The organism is Clostridium sp. D43t1_170807_H7, assembly GCF_015555905.1.
Lineage (GTDB): Bacteria > Bacillota > Clostridia > Clostridiales > Clostridiaceae > Clostridium.
On sequence record NZ_JADNLK010000021.1, the window covers coordinates 1 to 16,116 of the forward strand.

13 protein-coding genes are annotated in these 16,116 nt (G+C 26.2%); 1 reads left to right on the forward strand and 12 read right to left on the reverse strand.

From position 1 onward, the window contains the following. Positions 1–123: 123 nt before the first annotated feature. The 6 genes from I2E98_RS12350 to zapA all read right to left on the reverse strand — a co-directional run bounded on the left by I2E98_RS12350 (position 124) and on the right by zapA (position 7,913). Positions 124–1,134, reverse strand: a complete 1,011-nt coding sequence (locus I2E98_RS12350; protein WP_195469204.1) for a hypothetical protein — start codon at positions 1,132–1,134, stop codon at positions 124–126. Further along, complete coding sequence (locus I2E98_RS12355; protein ID WP_195469205.1) at positions 1,121–1,585, reverse strand: DUF523 domain-containing protein; 465 nt, start codon at positions 1,583–1,585, stop codon at positions 1,121–1,123. The genes I2E98_RS12350 and I2E98_RS12355 overlap by 14 nt, the downstream gene beginning before the upstream one ends. A gap of 77 nt (positions 1,586–1,662) precedes the next feature. Beyond that, entirely contained in the window at positions 1,663–4,020 is a 2,358-nt protein-coding gene (locus I2E98_RS12360) for an endonuclease MutS2 (protein ID WP_195469206.1), read from the reverse strand. 20 nt (positions 4,021–4,040) lie between these two features. Next, entirely contained in the window at positions 4,041–4,376 is a 336-nt protein-coding gene (locus I2E98_RS12365; protein ID WP_195469207.1) for a hypothetical protein, read from the reverse strand. Positions 4,377–4,387: 11 nt separating this feature from the next. Next, entirely contained in the window at positions 4,388–6,748 is a 2,361-nt protein-coding gene (locus I2E98_RS12370; protein WP_195469208.1) for a U32 family peptidase, read from the reverse strand. Between the two features lie 154 nt (positions 6,749–6,902). Further along, the gene (gene zapA / locus I2E98_RS12375) at positions 6,903–7,913 is read right to left on the reverse strand and encodes a cell division protein ZapA (RefSeq protein WP_195469209.1); all 1,011 of its coding nucleotides are present in this window, start codon (positions 7,911–7,913) and stop codon (positions 6,903–6,905) included. Between the two features lie 126 nt (positions 7,914–8,039). On the opposite strand from zapA, the gene I2E98_RS12380 reads away from it, so the two are divergent. Further along, on the forward strand, positions 8,040–8,945 hold the full coding sequence (locus I2E98_RS12380; protein WP_195469210.1) for a radical SAM protein: 906 nt from the start codon (positions 8,040–8,042) through the stop codon (positions 8,943–8,945). A gap of 21 nt (positions 8,946–8,966) precedes the next feature. Here I2E98_RS12380 and I2E98_RS12385 read toward each other — a convergent pair whose 3' ends face one another. The 6 genes from I2E98_RS12385 to accD all read right to left on the reverse strand — a co-directional run bounded on the left by I2E98_RS12385 (position 8,967) and on the right by accD (position 16,108). Next, positions 8,967–9,494 (reverse strand): hypothetical protein, encoded by a 528-nt coding sequence (locus I2E98_RS12385; RefSeq protein ID WP_195469211.1) that lies wholly within the window; start codon positions 9,492–9,494, stop codon positions 8,967–8,969. A 362-nt stretch (positions 9,495–9,856) separates the two neighbouring features. After that, positions 9,857–11,737, reverse strand: a complete 1,881-nt coding sequence (gene htpG / locus I2E98_RS12390) for a molecular chaperone HtpG (protein ID WP_195469212.1) — start codon at positions 11,735–11,737, stop codon at positions 9,857–9,859. 472 nt (positions 11,738–12,209) lie between these two features. Further along, positions 12,210–13,559 (reverse strand): alpha-amylase family glycosyl hydrolase, encoded by a 1,350-nt coding sequence (locus tag I2E98_RS12395; protein ID WP_195469213.1) that lies wholly within the window; start codon positions 13,557–13,559, stop codon positions 12,210–12,212. A gap of 109 nt (positions 13,560–13,668) precedes the next feature. Next, positions 13,669–14,178, reverse strand: a complete 510-nt coding sequence (locus I2E98_RS12400; protein ID WP_243251121.1) for a biosynthetic peptidoglycan transglycosylase — start codon at positions 14,176–14,178, stop codon at positions 13,669–13,671. 276 nt (positions 14,179–14,454) lie between these two features. Next, positions 14,455–15,255, reverse strand: coding sequence for an acetyl-CoA carboxylase carboxyltransferase subunit alpha (locus I2E98_RS12405; protein WP_291656418.1), 801 nt, complete (start codon positions 15,253–15,255; stop codon positions 14,455–14,457). Further along, entirely contained in the window at positions 15,239–16,108 is an 870-nt protein-coding gene (gene accD, locus I2E98_RS12410; RefSeq protein WP_195469215.1) for an acetyl-CoA carboxylase, carboxyltransferase subunit beta, read from the reverse strand. The genes I2E98_RS12405 and accD overlap by 17 nt, the downstream gene beginning before the upstream one ends. Positions 16,109–16,116 lie beyond the last annotated feature (8 nt).

The window sequence follows — 16,116 nt, forward strand, 5'->3', positions numbered from 1 at the left end:
ACAAAAAATGGCTGAAAGCTAGATTTTATCTAACTTTCAGCCATTGAAATTTTTATACTTTCCTATACATTAAAAAAATGATGAATATTAATTCATCATTTTTCATTTTTACAATATTTAAAATTAGCCTAAAATATCAGTTAAATATTTTCTTAGTTCCATATCTAAAGAGTTATCTCTTAAGTACATTAATTTACTATTTATTTCTTCATCTTTATTATGTAAAGAATAAAAACTTAAAGCGGCCTTAAGTCTTAAATCTTCTGCTACAGATGATAAATCAAATTCACCATTTTCATTCTTTAAAATTAAAGATAATTCTAATACTTCATCGCTAAGTGCAACCGCTTTTAAAAATATTAATTGTTCTCTTGTAAATGTTCCAACATTATTTATTATGCTTAATGTAACATCGTATGCTGATTCGATATTATTATCATAAATATATTTTTTAAAATATATTTCTAGAGTTCTTAAAACTTTTGGATTATTTTTTACTTGTGATAAAAATCCTAATGTTGAAATTATATTTTCAGCACTAAAGTTCTCCATTATATAAATGATGGAATCTATAATTTTATCTTCTTCAATTCCTTTAGCAGCCATTTTACATAATAAGTTCACGGCCTTTATGCTACTACTAGATTTTTCATTAGCAATTTTTAATAGTTCATCAACACTATTTTCATTAAATGAATATAATATAGTTAATACGGCATTTTTTACAGCATTAGGCCAGGCTCCTAACCCATTATATCTTCCTTTTAATGCATTTGGTTTAGAAATACCACCATATAAATACTCTGTTAAAGGTTGTATGTTTTCTATGCCTATTGCTTTTGCAGCTTCCTTTGCATATGCTTCCATTGAATCAAAACTTTGAGACTTATCAACTACTCTTAATATTTCACCAGTTATTAAAGATTTTAATTCTTCTGGTGTAAGTTCATTTCTATTGTGAAATTCTTCTATATTATCTATTACAAAGTTATAATTAAAACTATCAGTTTCAGTATTTGTAGTATTTATATTAGTATTGTCTTCCTCTTTTATTTCTTTTATATTTAAAGCTTCTTCTAAATCAATATCATCTTCGATATCTTTTTTTCTTTTAAAAAAATCAAATATCCCCATTTATGTTACCTCCTAATTCAAGTTCACTTATTACATCTATAGATGATTCTTTTAATAATTGTGCTGTTAGGCCCATGCCTTTTATTTTAGTTCCATTAAATTTACCATCATATATATAATTAACACCACATGATGGGCTACCATCCTTTAGTATAGCTTTTTTAATGTTTAGTTTTTTTGCAATTTGTAATGTTTCTTGTGCGCCTTTTATAAATTGTGATGTTACATCATTACCATTTTTATCGATTACTACTCTATTATTATTTAATATATTTAAAGACTCTCCTATAATCTCACTTGGTATTCGAGGTGTAGGTAATCCTCCTAATTGTTCTGGACAAACTAAAATTGCATTTCCAGAAGTAAATAATTTATCACATATTTCATTATAATTATTCAATCCATTGTATTTACAATTTACTCCACACAAACATGCGCTTATTAAATACATAAAACCCCTCCTTAGTATGCTTTAATTATAGCATACTAAGAAAGGGTTTCAAATGAATTTCATTTATTAATTTAACTCTATTTTAGCTCTACGATGGTTACACCATCTCCACCTTCACCATATACTCCTAGTCTATATGATTTTACATGTGGATGTCTTTTTAACATATCATTAATAGCTTTTCTTAATATTCCTGTTCCTTTTCCGTGAACTATAGTAACTTCACCTAAGTTTCCTAAGTATGCTTCATCTAAATATTTATCTGTTCTGTAACAAGCTTCTTCAGAATCCATTCCTCTTAAGTCTATTCTACTATCAACAGATTTCATATTTAGTTTAACTTCTCTTTTCTTTTTTTCTTTTTTCTTTGGCTCTTCTGGAACCTTTCTTAAATCTTTTAGTTTAACACTAATTTTCATTATTCCTGCTTCTACCTGTACATCACCTTTGTTATCAGGAGTTGATACAATTATTACTCTTTGATTTAAAGATGGTAAGAATGCTTCCATACCAAGAGTAACTTTAGTAATAGCTTCACCAGTATTTTCTCTAGACTTAATTATAGCTGCTTCCTTTTCTTCAAGACTAGCTTTAAGTTTTCTTCTTTCTTCTTCAAGTCTATTTCTACCACCTTCAGCTATTCCCATTTTTTCAAGCTCTCTCATTGCTTTAACTATTTCATCAGCCTCATCTTTTGCATTAGAAATAATTTGCTTAGCTTCTTGACGAGCTTCATCATAAACTTTATCTCTAACTGTATCTAGCTTTTTAAGCTTTTCATCATACTTCTTTTTTAGGTTTTCTGCTTCATCTTTGATTCTTTTCGCTTCTCTTGCATCACGATTAGCTATTATACTCTTTTCTTGAAGATCTCTAATTAAATCCTCAAATTGTAGATTTTCTTCAGACATAAAATCTTTAGCCTTTATTATAACATCTTCACTTAATCCAAGCCTTTTTGATATTTCAAAAGCATTAGATTTACCAGGAACACCTATTAATAATCTATATGTAGGTCTCAATGTTTCTACATCAAATTCAACAGAAGCATTTTCAACACCGACTGTTCTTAAAGCGTATCCTTTTAATTCACTATAATGTGTTGTAGCTATAATTCTACATCCTCTTTTATTTAAAGTTTCGATAATTGCAACAGCTAATGCAGCACCTTCAGTTGGATCAGTTCCTGAACCTAATTCATCAAATAGTACCAACGAATCAAAAGAAGCAGCTTCTAAAATTGTTACTATATTAGTCATATGTGATGAAAAAGTTGATAAAGATTGTTCTATACTTTGTTCATCACCTATATCTGCAAAAATATCTTTGAAGAAACCAATTGATGAACCATCTTTTGCTGGTATTAATAATCCACTTAGTGCCATTAGATGTAATAAACCAACAGTTTTTAATGTTACAGTTTTACCTCCTGTATTAGGACCTGTAATCATAAGTGTAGTAAACTCTTCACCTAAATATATATCAGAAGGAACCACTACTTTAGGATCAATTAAAGGATGTTTTCCACCTAAGATATCGAAACTTCTGTCGTTTCTAACAGTTGGCTTTATTGCATTTAATGAAGAAGCATATTTTCCTTTAGCAAATATAAAATCTAGCTCTCTTAGAATGTTAGAGTTACTTTTTAAAGCGTCAATATTATCATGAACCTTTGCAGAAAGCTCACTTAATATTCGTTCTATTTCAGCTTTTTCTTTAAGCATTAATTCCTTGATTTCATTATTTAAATTAACTAAACTAATTGGTTCAATAAAAAGTGTTGCACCAGTAGAACTTTGATCATGCACAAGGCCAGGTACTGCACCTTTATACTCTGATTTAACAGGAATTACATATCTATCTCCTCTCATTGTGTAAAGAGAATCTTGTAAATATTTTGAGTTAGCCCTAACAATAGAATTAATTTTTTCTCTAACAGATGAATTTTTTTCTTTTAGACTTCTTCTTATATTATATAAAGTTCCACTTGCTTTATCACTTATTTCATCTTCAGAAATAATAGCAGAATCAATCTCATTTTCAAGATTTTTAAGTGGTACTAAAATATAAGCTAAATCTTCAAGATGTTTATAGCCTATTTCTTCCTCCTTTCTTGAAACATATTCTTTGAATCTTCTAGAACATCTAAGCATTGATCCAATTTTCATTAATTGTCCTGGATTTAATGTACCACCTTTACTAGCTCTTTCAAGTTCTTCTTTTGTTTCATGTAAGCCTTCAAATGGTGGAGTCCCTTTTTTTATTAATATATCTAAAGCTTCATTAGTCTCTTCTAGTTTATTTTCAACTTCATAAATTGAATTATATGGAGAAAGAGCATCTATTAACTCTTTCCCACCACTAGTTACAGCATAGCTTCTAAGCTTATTTTTCACTTTGTTAAATTCTAAAATTCGTAAAGTTCTTTCCTTCATAAATTTCTCCTATATAAACGCTATTTTTTTATATCTTTTGATAATTTTTGGTTATTAACAATTAACAATATTGTTACTATAATATTTATAATTAAAATTGATATATTAATTATATTCTCATAATAATGAGTTTTTCCAATAAAAGAAGAAATTAAAATTAGCATTGCACAAACTATTATAGCAAGTAAAATAATACTTGTTTTCCAATTATCTTTTATTTCAGCTGTTATTGTAAGCTTTTCATTATAAGATAAATTTTTGAACCAATCTGTTCTAATTATAGATGATGATTTTCTCATTTGAATAATACCAAATATAAATACAGAAACTAATAATAATATATTTATTATTTTCATAGCTCCCCCTCCTATTCTATTCCTCTTCTAAACAGCCCTTTAGTATAATTACTCTTATCATAAGATTCATTATTTTTATACATATTAATTACTTTTTTTACTTCTTCATAATTTTCATCTCTAAAATCAAATCTAAATGTCTTAATTCCCATTTCCTTCAGCATACTAATTTCATCAAATAAATTTAGTGGTACTGGATTCAAGATATAACTTCTGCAGAATAAATCAGTCATTACTCTATTTTTTTCATTTACTCTATCTATAAGAGTAAATTTATCTCTGGTACAAATAGCATTACATTCTACATTAGTTTTTCTACCTCCAAAAGTACTTCCTATTGGACAATATTCACTAATCATAAGCTCTGGTTTACCATAAATAACATAGGCATTATTTCCTTTATTTTTACGAGTTATTTCTTTAATTTCTGTCCTATTTAATTCCATGCTTAATGTAGGAATTGAAATTTCTCTTTGATAAAATTCTAAACTCTGAGAGTTCATTATATTAAGTTTATAATCACCAATTATAATAAGTGAATCTTTATATATGTTAATTAATCCTATATTAGAAGTTATTATTCCTTTTATGTAAGGTTTAGCCTTATCTATAAATTTACATACCTTATCAAATTCACCTTTTATTATAGAAGATGTTTTTATGTATAAATTTATATCTCCATTTACCCTATCAAATGTATCAATTAAGTCAGATATTCTAAGAGCACCTAATTCCCTACTAAATATGTCAAAAGCTATATGTTTAACTTTACAATCTAATAATGCATTAAGTTGGTCTTTTGTAATACAACTATATATTTCAGAAATATTAATATCATTATTTATTGAATCAGATAAATTTTTATCCTCTTTCTTTGGACGTTTTCTTCTATATTTCTTACAAATGCTTTTAGTGATACCCTCTAAAGCATCTCTTCTTAAATTATTTAAATCAGCAATACGTAAGAATCCATCTTCGAATTCAGTAAACTCAATAAAATCTAATTTAAATGGGATATCACCAGATTTTTTTAGTGCTTCTTCAATTCTTTCTTTATCTAAAGGTCTTTTTTCTGCTTTTTGTACAATTTCACCACTAAATCTATATTCTTTATTATTATGTATTATGTTTAGTTCAATTGGAGAATTAACAGCAAATTTAACTCTTGCATTTAAAGAAATTTTCTTATTATAAGGTTTAATATAATCTTCTAATTCATCAAAAAGTTGTTTATTTAAGCTCTTAAATAATTCATCACCTTTTTTATAATCTATAGGGAAAAGTTTAACGATATCTCCTCTTTTAGCATTGGAAACTTCTTTTCCATTCAATAAAATTTTACTTACTGAGAAGCCTTTATCTCTATATCTAACTCCATCGCCTAAAGATAAACTTTCTTTAAGTTTAATTTCACCTGATTTTTCTACTACTCCTAGTGGAACTCCAGCATTTTTTGGAGAGTTGAAACTCATCATATCCCTACCAGTATTACCTTTTAAATATGCGTTGGTAAATCCACTTCTATTAAAGAGTTGTAGTAACTGTCCTTTACCTTCTTGTACATTGTATTTTTTCTTAAATAATACCTTATCTACTGCTTTTCTATAGTTATCTACTACTCCAGCTACATATTCTGGTCTTTTCATTCTTCCTTCTATTTTTAAAGAATGAGTTCCACTTTCAACTATATCTTTAATATCATCTATAGTACACATATCTTTTGGACTTAATAAATGTCCTTTTTGCTCACCAGATTTTTCACCTTTTAATATATATTCCATTCTACAAGGTTGAGCACATCTTCCCCTATTACCGCTTCTTCCACCTATTATTGAACTCATTAGACATTGCCCAGAATAACTAACACAAATCGCCCCATGAACAAACATTTCAGTTTCTATCATTAAATCTGTAGATATATATTTAATTTCATCAATTGTCATTTCTCTAGACAAAACAACCCTATGAAAGCCTTTTTCTTTAAAATATATAGCAGCTTCTCCATTATGAATTGTCATTTGTGTAGAAGCATGAAGTTCAAAGTCAGGATAATCTTCTTTAATTCTTTTGAAAAGACCTAAGTCTTGAATTATTAGAGCATCGGCACCTATTTCATATAAATATCCAACATATCTAACAGCTTCTTCAATTTCATTTTCTTTTAGTATTGTATTTATAGTTACATAAATTTTCACACCATAACTATGGGCATAATCAATAGCTTTTTGCATGTTTTCATTATCAAAATTCGATGCATAAGCTCTAGCAGAAAATTTGTTTCCACCAAGGTAAACAGCATCAGCCCCCTTATTTATAGCAGCATACAAACTTTCCATACTTCCAGCTGGTGCTAGAACTTCTATTTTATTCATAAAAATCTCTCCTAAATTTAAAAAGTTAATGTAATCTTTCGTTTAAAATCTATAAGTATTTACTATTAATCTAGTATAACTACTTATTGTTATAACATAATTACTATTGTTTTTCTATACTAATTAAGATAAGTCCGCTCAATGATGAGCAGACTTATCTTAATAGTGGATTTTTATCTCTTTTTTCTACCGCTAGATTGAATTGAGTATCAATAAGTTTTTTTTCTAAATCTAAAACTTTGTACTTATAGTTTTGTAGTTGGAAGTTAATATCCTTATTACGTAACCTATAAGTTTCCTTCTTCTTTAAAGCATCTTGCAATTCTATTTCTAATGAATTAATCTTTTTTTCCATAGTGATTTTTTCTTCTAAACTTTGTTTTTCATTTAATTCCTTAAACTCTTCTAATTCAGCTTCTTTAAATTTTATTGTTTCTCTTAATTTATGTTCAGTTTCTTTTAATTCTGAATTTTCAATAGAATAATTATTAACTTGATTTTGATATGTTGATACTTTTTCTTTAAGATCATCATTTTCATCACTTAATATAAGATTAATTTTTTGTGTTTTTTCTAATTTTGTAATGGCTTCTTCAAATTCAGAAATTGATACTCTATTATTTATTTCATCAGTACAACTTTTAACCTTATCTTCAAGTTTTTGATTTGTACTTTGCAAGTCTAATAATTCTTTGTTTAACTCTGAAATTTGAGTTTCATTATTATTGTTTATTTCAGTTAATGTTTTTACTTTCTCTGTTAACTCTTCACTTAATAATTTATAGCTTTCTAACTCTTTTAACTTTGATTCCATATCAAAGATAACAGAATTTAGAGACTCAACTTCCGAGGCCCTTGCTTTTGCAGTTTCGTCTATTTCAACTTTAAGTTCTCTTAATCTTTCTTTTAATGTTAAATGACGTTCTTCAAGAGAATTTTTTTTCTTAGTAATATTTCCAATTTCTAAATCACATTTAAAAAGTTCATCAGCAATATTAACAGCAGTAAGAACTGCAGCAGAACTTGTACTTAATTTTTTATTGCTTCCTGAAATTTCTCTTATTTTAGTATCTACATAAGCGGCAACTTCAGACAAATATCTTTCATCTTCTTTTCCTCTCAAATTATATTCAATACCATTTATTACAACCGTTACCGTATTCATTATATTACACCTCTCGAATTTTCATTATGCCACAATTATACCACAGTTGACCTAAAATAACTATATGTTACCTTAAATTGATTAATGTAATATATACTGATATACTAATTTTTACGAGGTGTTTATATGGATTATATGAAATTATTAGAAAATTGTACTTTATGTATGAGAAATTGTAATGTAAATAGAAATAAAGGAATTAAAGGCGTATGCAATAGTACTAATAGTATAAGAATAGCAAGAGCTGCTCTACATTTTTGGGAAGAGCCATGCATTTCAGGGAAAAGTGGCTCAGGAACAGTATTCTTTTCTAATTGCAATTTAAAATGTGTTTTTTGTCAAAACTATAAAATATCAAGTGAAGGATTTGGAACAGAAATAACAATAGACAGATTAGCAGAAATATTCTTAGAATTACAAGATAAAGGAGCAAATAATATTAATTTAGTTACGCCAACGCACTTTGTGCCACAAATTATAGAATCATTAAAAATAGCAAAGAATAAAGGGCTTAATTTACCTATAATATATAATACGAATTCTATAGATACATTAGATACAATAAAAACTTTAAATGGATACATAGATGTTTATTTACCTGATTTTAAGTATTTTGAAGATAAATATGCCTTAAAATATTCAAAGATAAAAGGATACTCGAAAAATGTATTAGAAGTTATAGATGAAATGGTAAAACAAGTGGGGCATCCGAAATTTAATGAAGATGGAATTATTGTGAAAGGAGTTATTGTAAGACATTTATTATTGCCTGGATTATTATTTGATTCAAAAAAGATTATTGATGCAATTTATAAAAAATTTGAAGATAGTGTGTATATATCATTAATGAATCAATATACGCCAATGTACAATGCTAAAATGTATCCTGAAATTAATAAAAGCATTAATGAAAAAACATATGACTCTATTATTAATTATGCCCTTTCATTAGGAGTAAAAAATGGATTTATTCAAGAATCCGGAACTAATTCAGAAGAATTTGTACCAGATTTTAATAATAAAGGTGTATAAAATAAAAAGGATAGTTTAATACTAAACTATCCCCATTTTACTAATAACACTATCAATTATTTGCTTTCTTTTTTGACTTAAATATTCACTATAAAAAGCTTCTTGTTCTTCTAGACTTAATTTATCTAAAATTTCACTATTAATACTATTTAGTACTAATTTATTAATATCAAGTCTATAAGTTTTTTTAATTCTATTAGTAATTTCATTATATTCTTCTAATGATCTGCTTTTTTTATATTTTCTTATTAATGAGTCTAAAGATGTATCATATTTTTTAATTTTATAAATTATTGAGTTTAGAGTAGTTAATTTATTTTTTAGGAAATAAATTTCATAAGCTTGTTTACATTTAATTAACTCATTAATAGTATATTCAATATTGTTTATATTAAATTTAACGATTCCATCGTTAAAAGCCTTTTCTATGATATAGTTTAAAATTTCATTATTATCCTCTAATAGTAAATTAGATTTTCCGCCAACTATTTCCAAACCTTTTTTTAATTGATTAATTTTTTCATTTAATCCTCTATCCTTTATTTCCATGTATTTCCCTCCAATATCATTGATAAAAATTTTTTCTTTAGATTAACATAGAATAGTTAAATTATTTTAGCACTGTTGATTATACAGGATTTAATATATGTTTGTAAAATATATTTATAAAAATAATAGATTTTCTTACTAAAAAAAGGTGTTAAATTTATGTAATATTACTGAGCTTTCATTCCAATTAGAAAATGAATTTAAAGACATTAAAAATTTTTCAATTACAGAGAATTCAAAAGGCGAAATTAAAGAATTTTAAATTTATATATAATAAGGAATCCCCCATTTAATGTACTCATTACATTAGATGAGGGATTTAATAAAGTATTTAATAAATATTTTCTAGGAAATATTCGAAATTATTTCATTAATTTACAGATGTCGTTTGTGAATTCAACAGGATCTGATATTGATAATCCTTCTATTAACAATGCTTGATTGTATAAAAGATTAGTATATAAATTAAATTTATCTTTATCATTTTCATATGCATCCTTTAAAGCATTGAATACTTCATGATGAACATTAATTTCTAATACCTTTTGAGCCTTTATAGCTTGATTATTTGGCATTGAATTTAATACCTTTTCCATTTCAATAGATAAATCTCCTTCGTTTGATAAGCAAACAGGATGATTTTTTAATTTATTCGAAACTTTAACAGCACTTATTTTATCGCTTAGAATCTCTTTCATAGCATCAAATAATGATTTATTTTCTTCATTATTCTCTTCTGTTTTATTTTCTTCATCATTACTTTCTATACCTAAATCACTACTAGATACAGATTTAAATTCTTTTTCTTTATATTTCATTAACATTTTTATAGCAAACTCATCAATATCATCTGTAAAGTATAGAATTTCATATCCTTTATCTAGTAAAAGTTCAGTTTGTGGCATTTTTTCAATTCTATCAATAGATTCACCAACAGCATAGTAAATATATTTTTGTTCTTCGCTCATTCTTGTAATATATTCATCTAATGTAACCATCTTCTTTTCCTTTGATGAATAGAACATTAATAAATCTTGAAGTACTTCCTTTTCAGCTCCAAAATTATCATATACACCAAATTTTAAAGTTCTTCCAAATGCTTTATAGAATTTTTCATAATTTTCTCTTTCATTTCTAAGCATTTTTTCAAGTTCACTTTTGATTTTATTTTTAATATTTTTAGCAATGAATCTTAATTGTCTATCATGTTGAAGAATTTCTCTAGATATATTTAATGATAAATCTTCTGAATCAACAATTCCTTTAACAAATCCAAAATAGTCAGGAAGAAGGTCGGAGCATTTATTCATTATCATAACTCCATTAGAATATAACTCTAATCCCTTTTCATAATCTTTTGTATAGAAATCATAAGGCATATTTTCAGGAATATATAATATTGCATTATAGCTTACAGTTCCATCAACACTTAAATGAATATGTTTTAAAGGAGTATCAAATCCATAATGTTTTTCTTTATAAAAATTATTGTAATCTTCTTGAGTTAATTCATTTTTATTTTTTCTCCAAATTGGGACCATACTATTAACTACTTTTTCTTCTATATAGTGTTCATACTCATTTTCAGTTCCTTCTTTAAGTTTTCTTTCAGTAAGATCCATTTTGATTGGATATCTAATAAAATCTGAATATTTCTTTATTAAAGATTGAATTTTATATTCATTTAAATATTCATCAAAATTTTCATCCTCTGTGTTAGCTTTTACATGTAATATAATATCAGTACCAACTGTATCCTTAGTAGAAGGTTCTATTGTATATCCTTCAACACCAGTAGATTCCCATTTATATGCTTCGTCACTTCCAAAAGCTTTAGTAATTACAGTAACTTTATCAGCTATTAAGAATGAGGAATAAAAACCAACACCAAATTGTCCTATTATATCGCAACCATCTTTAATTTCATTTTCTTTTTTGAATTGAAGAGAACCACTTTTAGCAATAACACCTAAGTTATCATCTAATTCATCCTTACTCATACCAATTCCTGTATCAGAAATTTTTATAGTTCTATTTTCTTTATCTATAGAAACCTTAATAAAGAAATCTTCTTTATTGAAGTTTATATTATCATCACTTAAAGACTTATAATAAATTTTATCAATAGCATCACTAGCATTAGATATAAGCTCTCTTAGAAAGATCTCTCTATGTGTGTAAATTGAATTAATCATTAAATCTAAAAGTCTTTTAGATTCAGCTTTAAATTGTTTTGTTTCCATAAAACTCTCTCCTTTTAAGTTAACATATTATTGTTAGCACTCTACTGCGATGAGTGCTAACTCTATATTATTTATTTTACTCCTTTAAATTTTAATGTCAACATCTTGGAGGGATATTTTAGTAAAGTAGTTTTAGTGATAATGTTTTCATTGTCATTCTAGTTTGAAAAATTTATGAATATAATTAGGATATACTACTTGTAATATGGGGGAGTTATTACGAGAAGATACTGTAGAGAGAATAAAAGTTTAAATAATTATATCAATGAAAAATTTATAGTAATTTCACTTTATCAGTAATTTCAGCACCATTAATATTTATATCTACAGCTATTTTTATTTTATTATCAATAATTTTTATTATAGATAGCTATTCTTTTAAATAATTTAGATACTAAAGTATTAAATAGGTTTATTTATAACTCTCCTTGATATTTAAATAAGGAGAGTTATATTTTTATTAGACAGGTAATTAAATTTCTTTTAATATTTTACTGCTAAAAGGTTCCATTTTTATAATCATTTTATTATTTTCATTTATATATTTATTATTTTCATCTAACAAATTAGTAATAGTACTATTTTTAAATGGAGCATTAAGTTCAATTGATTCTTCTTTATCATCTAGATTTAATAATATTATTATCCAATTATCATTTAGGTATCTACCAAATGCAAATTGTTTATTTTTGACAACAAATTCTTTATATATACCTAAAGTAAGTTCTTTATTATTTTTCCTTATAGTAATTAACCTTGTAATAAAATCTTCAAGATTTTTTGATTTTTCATTATTATAGAAATCATCTATTGAAAGTTCTGGCCTTAGATTAAGATCAGTTATACTTCTATCGCCCTCTATTCCCCACTCACTACCATAATAAATTGATGGGATTCCTGGAATTGTGAATAATAAAGTGTATATATTTTTTAAATATCTTTTGTCATTTATTATAGTTGCTATTCTATTTACATCGTGATTATCAACAAAGTTATATAATGTTAAATTTTTATATATCCCATATTCACCGAATTGTCTATTAAGTGAATAAGCTATTTCAAAATAATTTTTATCATTATGACTTGAATATAATCCTTTATATAATTCATAATTTGTAGCAGAATGTAGCATTTCTGGTGAAACTATAGAATTATAATCGCCATGAATCATTTCTCCCATTAGCCAAAAATCATTTTTTAATTTATTAGTTGTAAATCTTAATTCTTTAATAAAGTCTTTATCTAATAAATATGCAACATCTAATCTTATACCATCAATATCAAATTCATTAATCCATTCTTCAACAACATGAAGTAAATAACATTTTACATCTTTATTATATAGATTTAATTTAACTAAATCATAGTGACCTTCCCAGCCTTCATAATAAAAGCCGTCATTATAGTTACTATTGCCATTAAAGTCAATGTTAAACCAAGAAGAATACTGCGAATTTGATTTGTTATTTTTAACATCTACAAATGCCCAAAACTCTCTTCCTACATGATTAAATACACCATCGATAATAACTCTTATATTATTAGCATGGAGTTTAGAAACTATATTTTTAAAATCACTATTTGTTCCTAAGCGCTCATCTATTTTTAGATAATCTATTGTATCATAACCATGATAGCTAGATTGAAATATAGGTCCAAAATAAATTGCATTTATGCCCATATTTTTTAAGTGATTTATCCATTTATCATCAAACTTATTAAATCCAGAAGCTGATGATATACTTTTTCTATTATTTATAACCCCACAAAAGCCTAATGGATAAATGTGATAAAATATTGCATTTTTTATTGACGTTAACATCTAATACCCTCCTGAAACATTTACTTTTTATCATAAATACAACTATTTACCATATAATATATAATATCGAAAAACTCATAATATTCTCCTATAAATAAAGACTTTTGGATTAAAAATTATTATCTGCAGATTTTATTCCTGTAAATCCATCTCCATAGTAAACAACATTAACATAAAGCTCTAGAATTTCTTTTTTTGAGTATAATTTTTCAAGTTCAAATGCTATAAATATCTCATTTATTTTTCTTTCTAAAGTTTGATCCATATTTAGAAATAAATTTTTTACTAACTGTTGAGTAATAGTACTTCCCCCCTCAACAATTTCTTTATTTTTTATGTTAATAAATGTTGCACGAGCTATAGATATTAAATCAATTGCACCATGTTTATAGAAACGGTGATCTTCAATTGCAACAATTGCATCTAAAAAAATTTGGCTAATATCTTCAGCTTGTACATAATTAGATCCAGATTGTATTTCATTAACTATATTTTGAATTTCTATATCATTAACAATAGAACGATAAATACTAGAAATTATCAACATAAAAGTGAAAAATATTAAGAGTATGGAAGTCAATAAAAATTTTACCAATTTAAATCTACCTTTTTTTGCCATACATATAAATTCCTTTTCTTTAATTTAATTATAAATATATTATACAATAAAAATTAAAAGCACACTCATATAAATATATTACATTTAAATTACAATTTTGTAATATATCAAGAAGAAAAAATATAAATATTGTGTATAAAATATAAAAAATGGTAATAATCTTTAATGTAGATACATTTTGTGTATTAAGCTACACATACCTCTGTATAATTACCTTAAAATAAATGAGCAGGTTTTAATATTACCTGCTCATTTTAATTCATTTAATTTTATTTATTAAAAATCTCTATAACGTAAATATCTTTGATTTAAAAGTTCTCTTACAGTTTTGTTTTGCAAAATTTTTATTTCATTTATTAAATTACTTTTAATTTCATTTGCAACAAAATTAATATCATTTTGAGCACCGCCATCAGGTTCCTTAATAATCTTTTCAATTATACCTTTTTCTAATAAGTCATAAGAAGTCATTCCCATTATTTCTGAAACTTCTTGAGCTTTTGATGAATCTTTTAATAATATAGAAGCAAATCCTTCAGGTGATAAAATAGAATATATAGAATTTTCTAGCGCCCACACTCTATCACCACAAGCTAGTGCTATGGCGCCACCACTCCCTCCTTCACCTATAATTATAGAAATAATAGGTACAGTAAGTTGAGATATTTCCAACAAGTTTCTAGCAATAGCTTCTCCTTGACCACGTTCTTCAGCTTCTACACCGCAATATGCTCCAGGAGTATTTATAAAACAAATAATTGGTCTTTTAAATTTTTCAGCTTGCTTCATTAACCTTAATGCTTTTCTGTATCCCTCAGGATAAGGTGAACCAAAATTTCTTTCCATATTCTCTTTTAAGTTTTTACCTTTTTGAATACCAACTATAGTAACTGGAATATCTTCTAATAACCCTATTCCTCCAATGATAGATTTATCATCTCTATAGTTTCTATCTCCGTGTAATTCAAAAAAATTATTAAAAATTAGTTTTATATAATCTTCAGCATTTGGTCTTTCAACCATTCTAGCAATTGTTAATCTATCCCATGCTTTAACCTTTTTATTCAACTGATGCACCTCCTTGAGGTTTGTGTAACTCTAATAATAGGGATAGTGTATTCTTTAATTCAGCTCTATCTACAATATTATCTACAAAGCCCTTTTCTAATAAGAATTCTGCACTTTGAAAATCATCAGGTAGCTTTTCTTTAATGGTTCCTTCAATAACCCTTCTTCCTGCAAATCCAATTAAAGCTTTTGGCTCTGCAATAATTATATCTCCTAACATTGCAAAGCTTGCAGTAACTCCACCTGTTGTAGGATCAGTTAAAACCGTAATATAAAGTAACCCTTTTTCACTATGCTTTGCCAGTGCTGCACTAATTTTAGCCATTTGCATTAATGAAAGAATTCCCTCTTGCATTCTTGCACCACCAGAAGCTGTAAAGATTATTATAGGAAGCTCTTCATTAATTGCTTTTTCAATAGCAAAGGTTATTTTTTCACCAACAACTGTACCCATACTTCCCATCATAAAGTTAGAATCCATTATACAAATAATAGATTCAGTTCCGTTTATTTTACATTTTCCAGTTACAACGGCTTCATTAATTTTAGAATTTTCTTTACTCATCTTTAATTTATTATCATAGCCAGGGAAGTTCATTGGATTTTTCGACTCTAGACATTTATTAAATTCAACAAATGTATCCTTATCACAAATTAAATCTAATCTTTCATGTGCACCTAATCTAAAATAATAATTACAATTAGGACACATTTTATAATTTTCTTCTAAATTTTTTTTATATAAAATCTTTCCACAATGATTACACTTTACCCATGCTCCATCAGGAACAATGGGAGTATCATTAGTATCAACAGGTGGCATATTTATTACACCATATTGTTTTTTCTTAAAAATACCCATAATTTCAC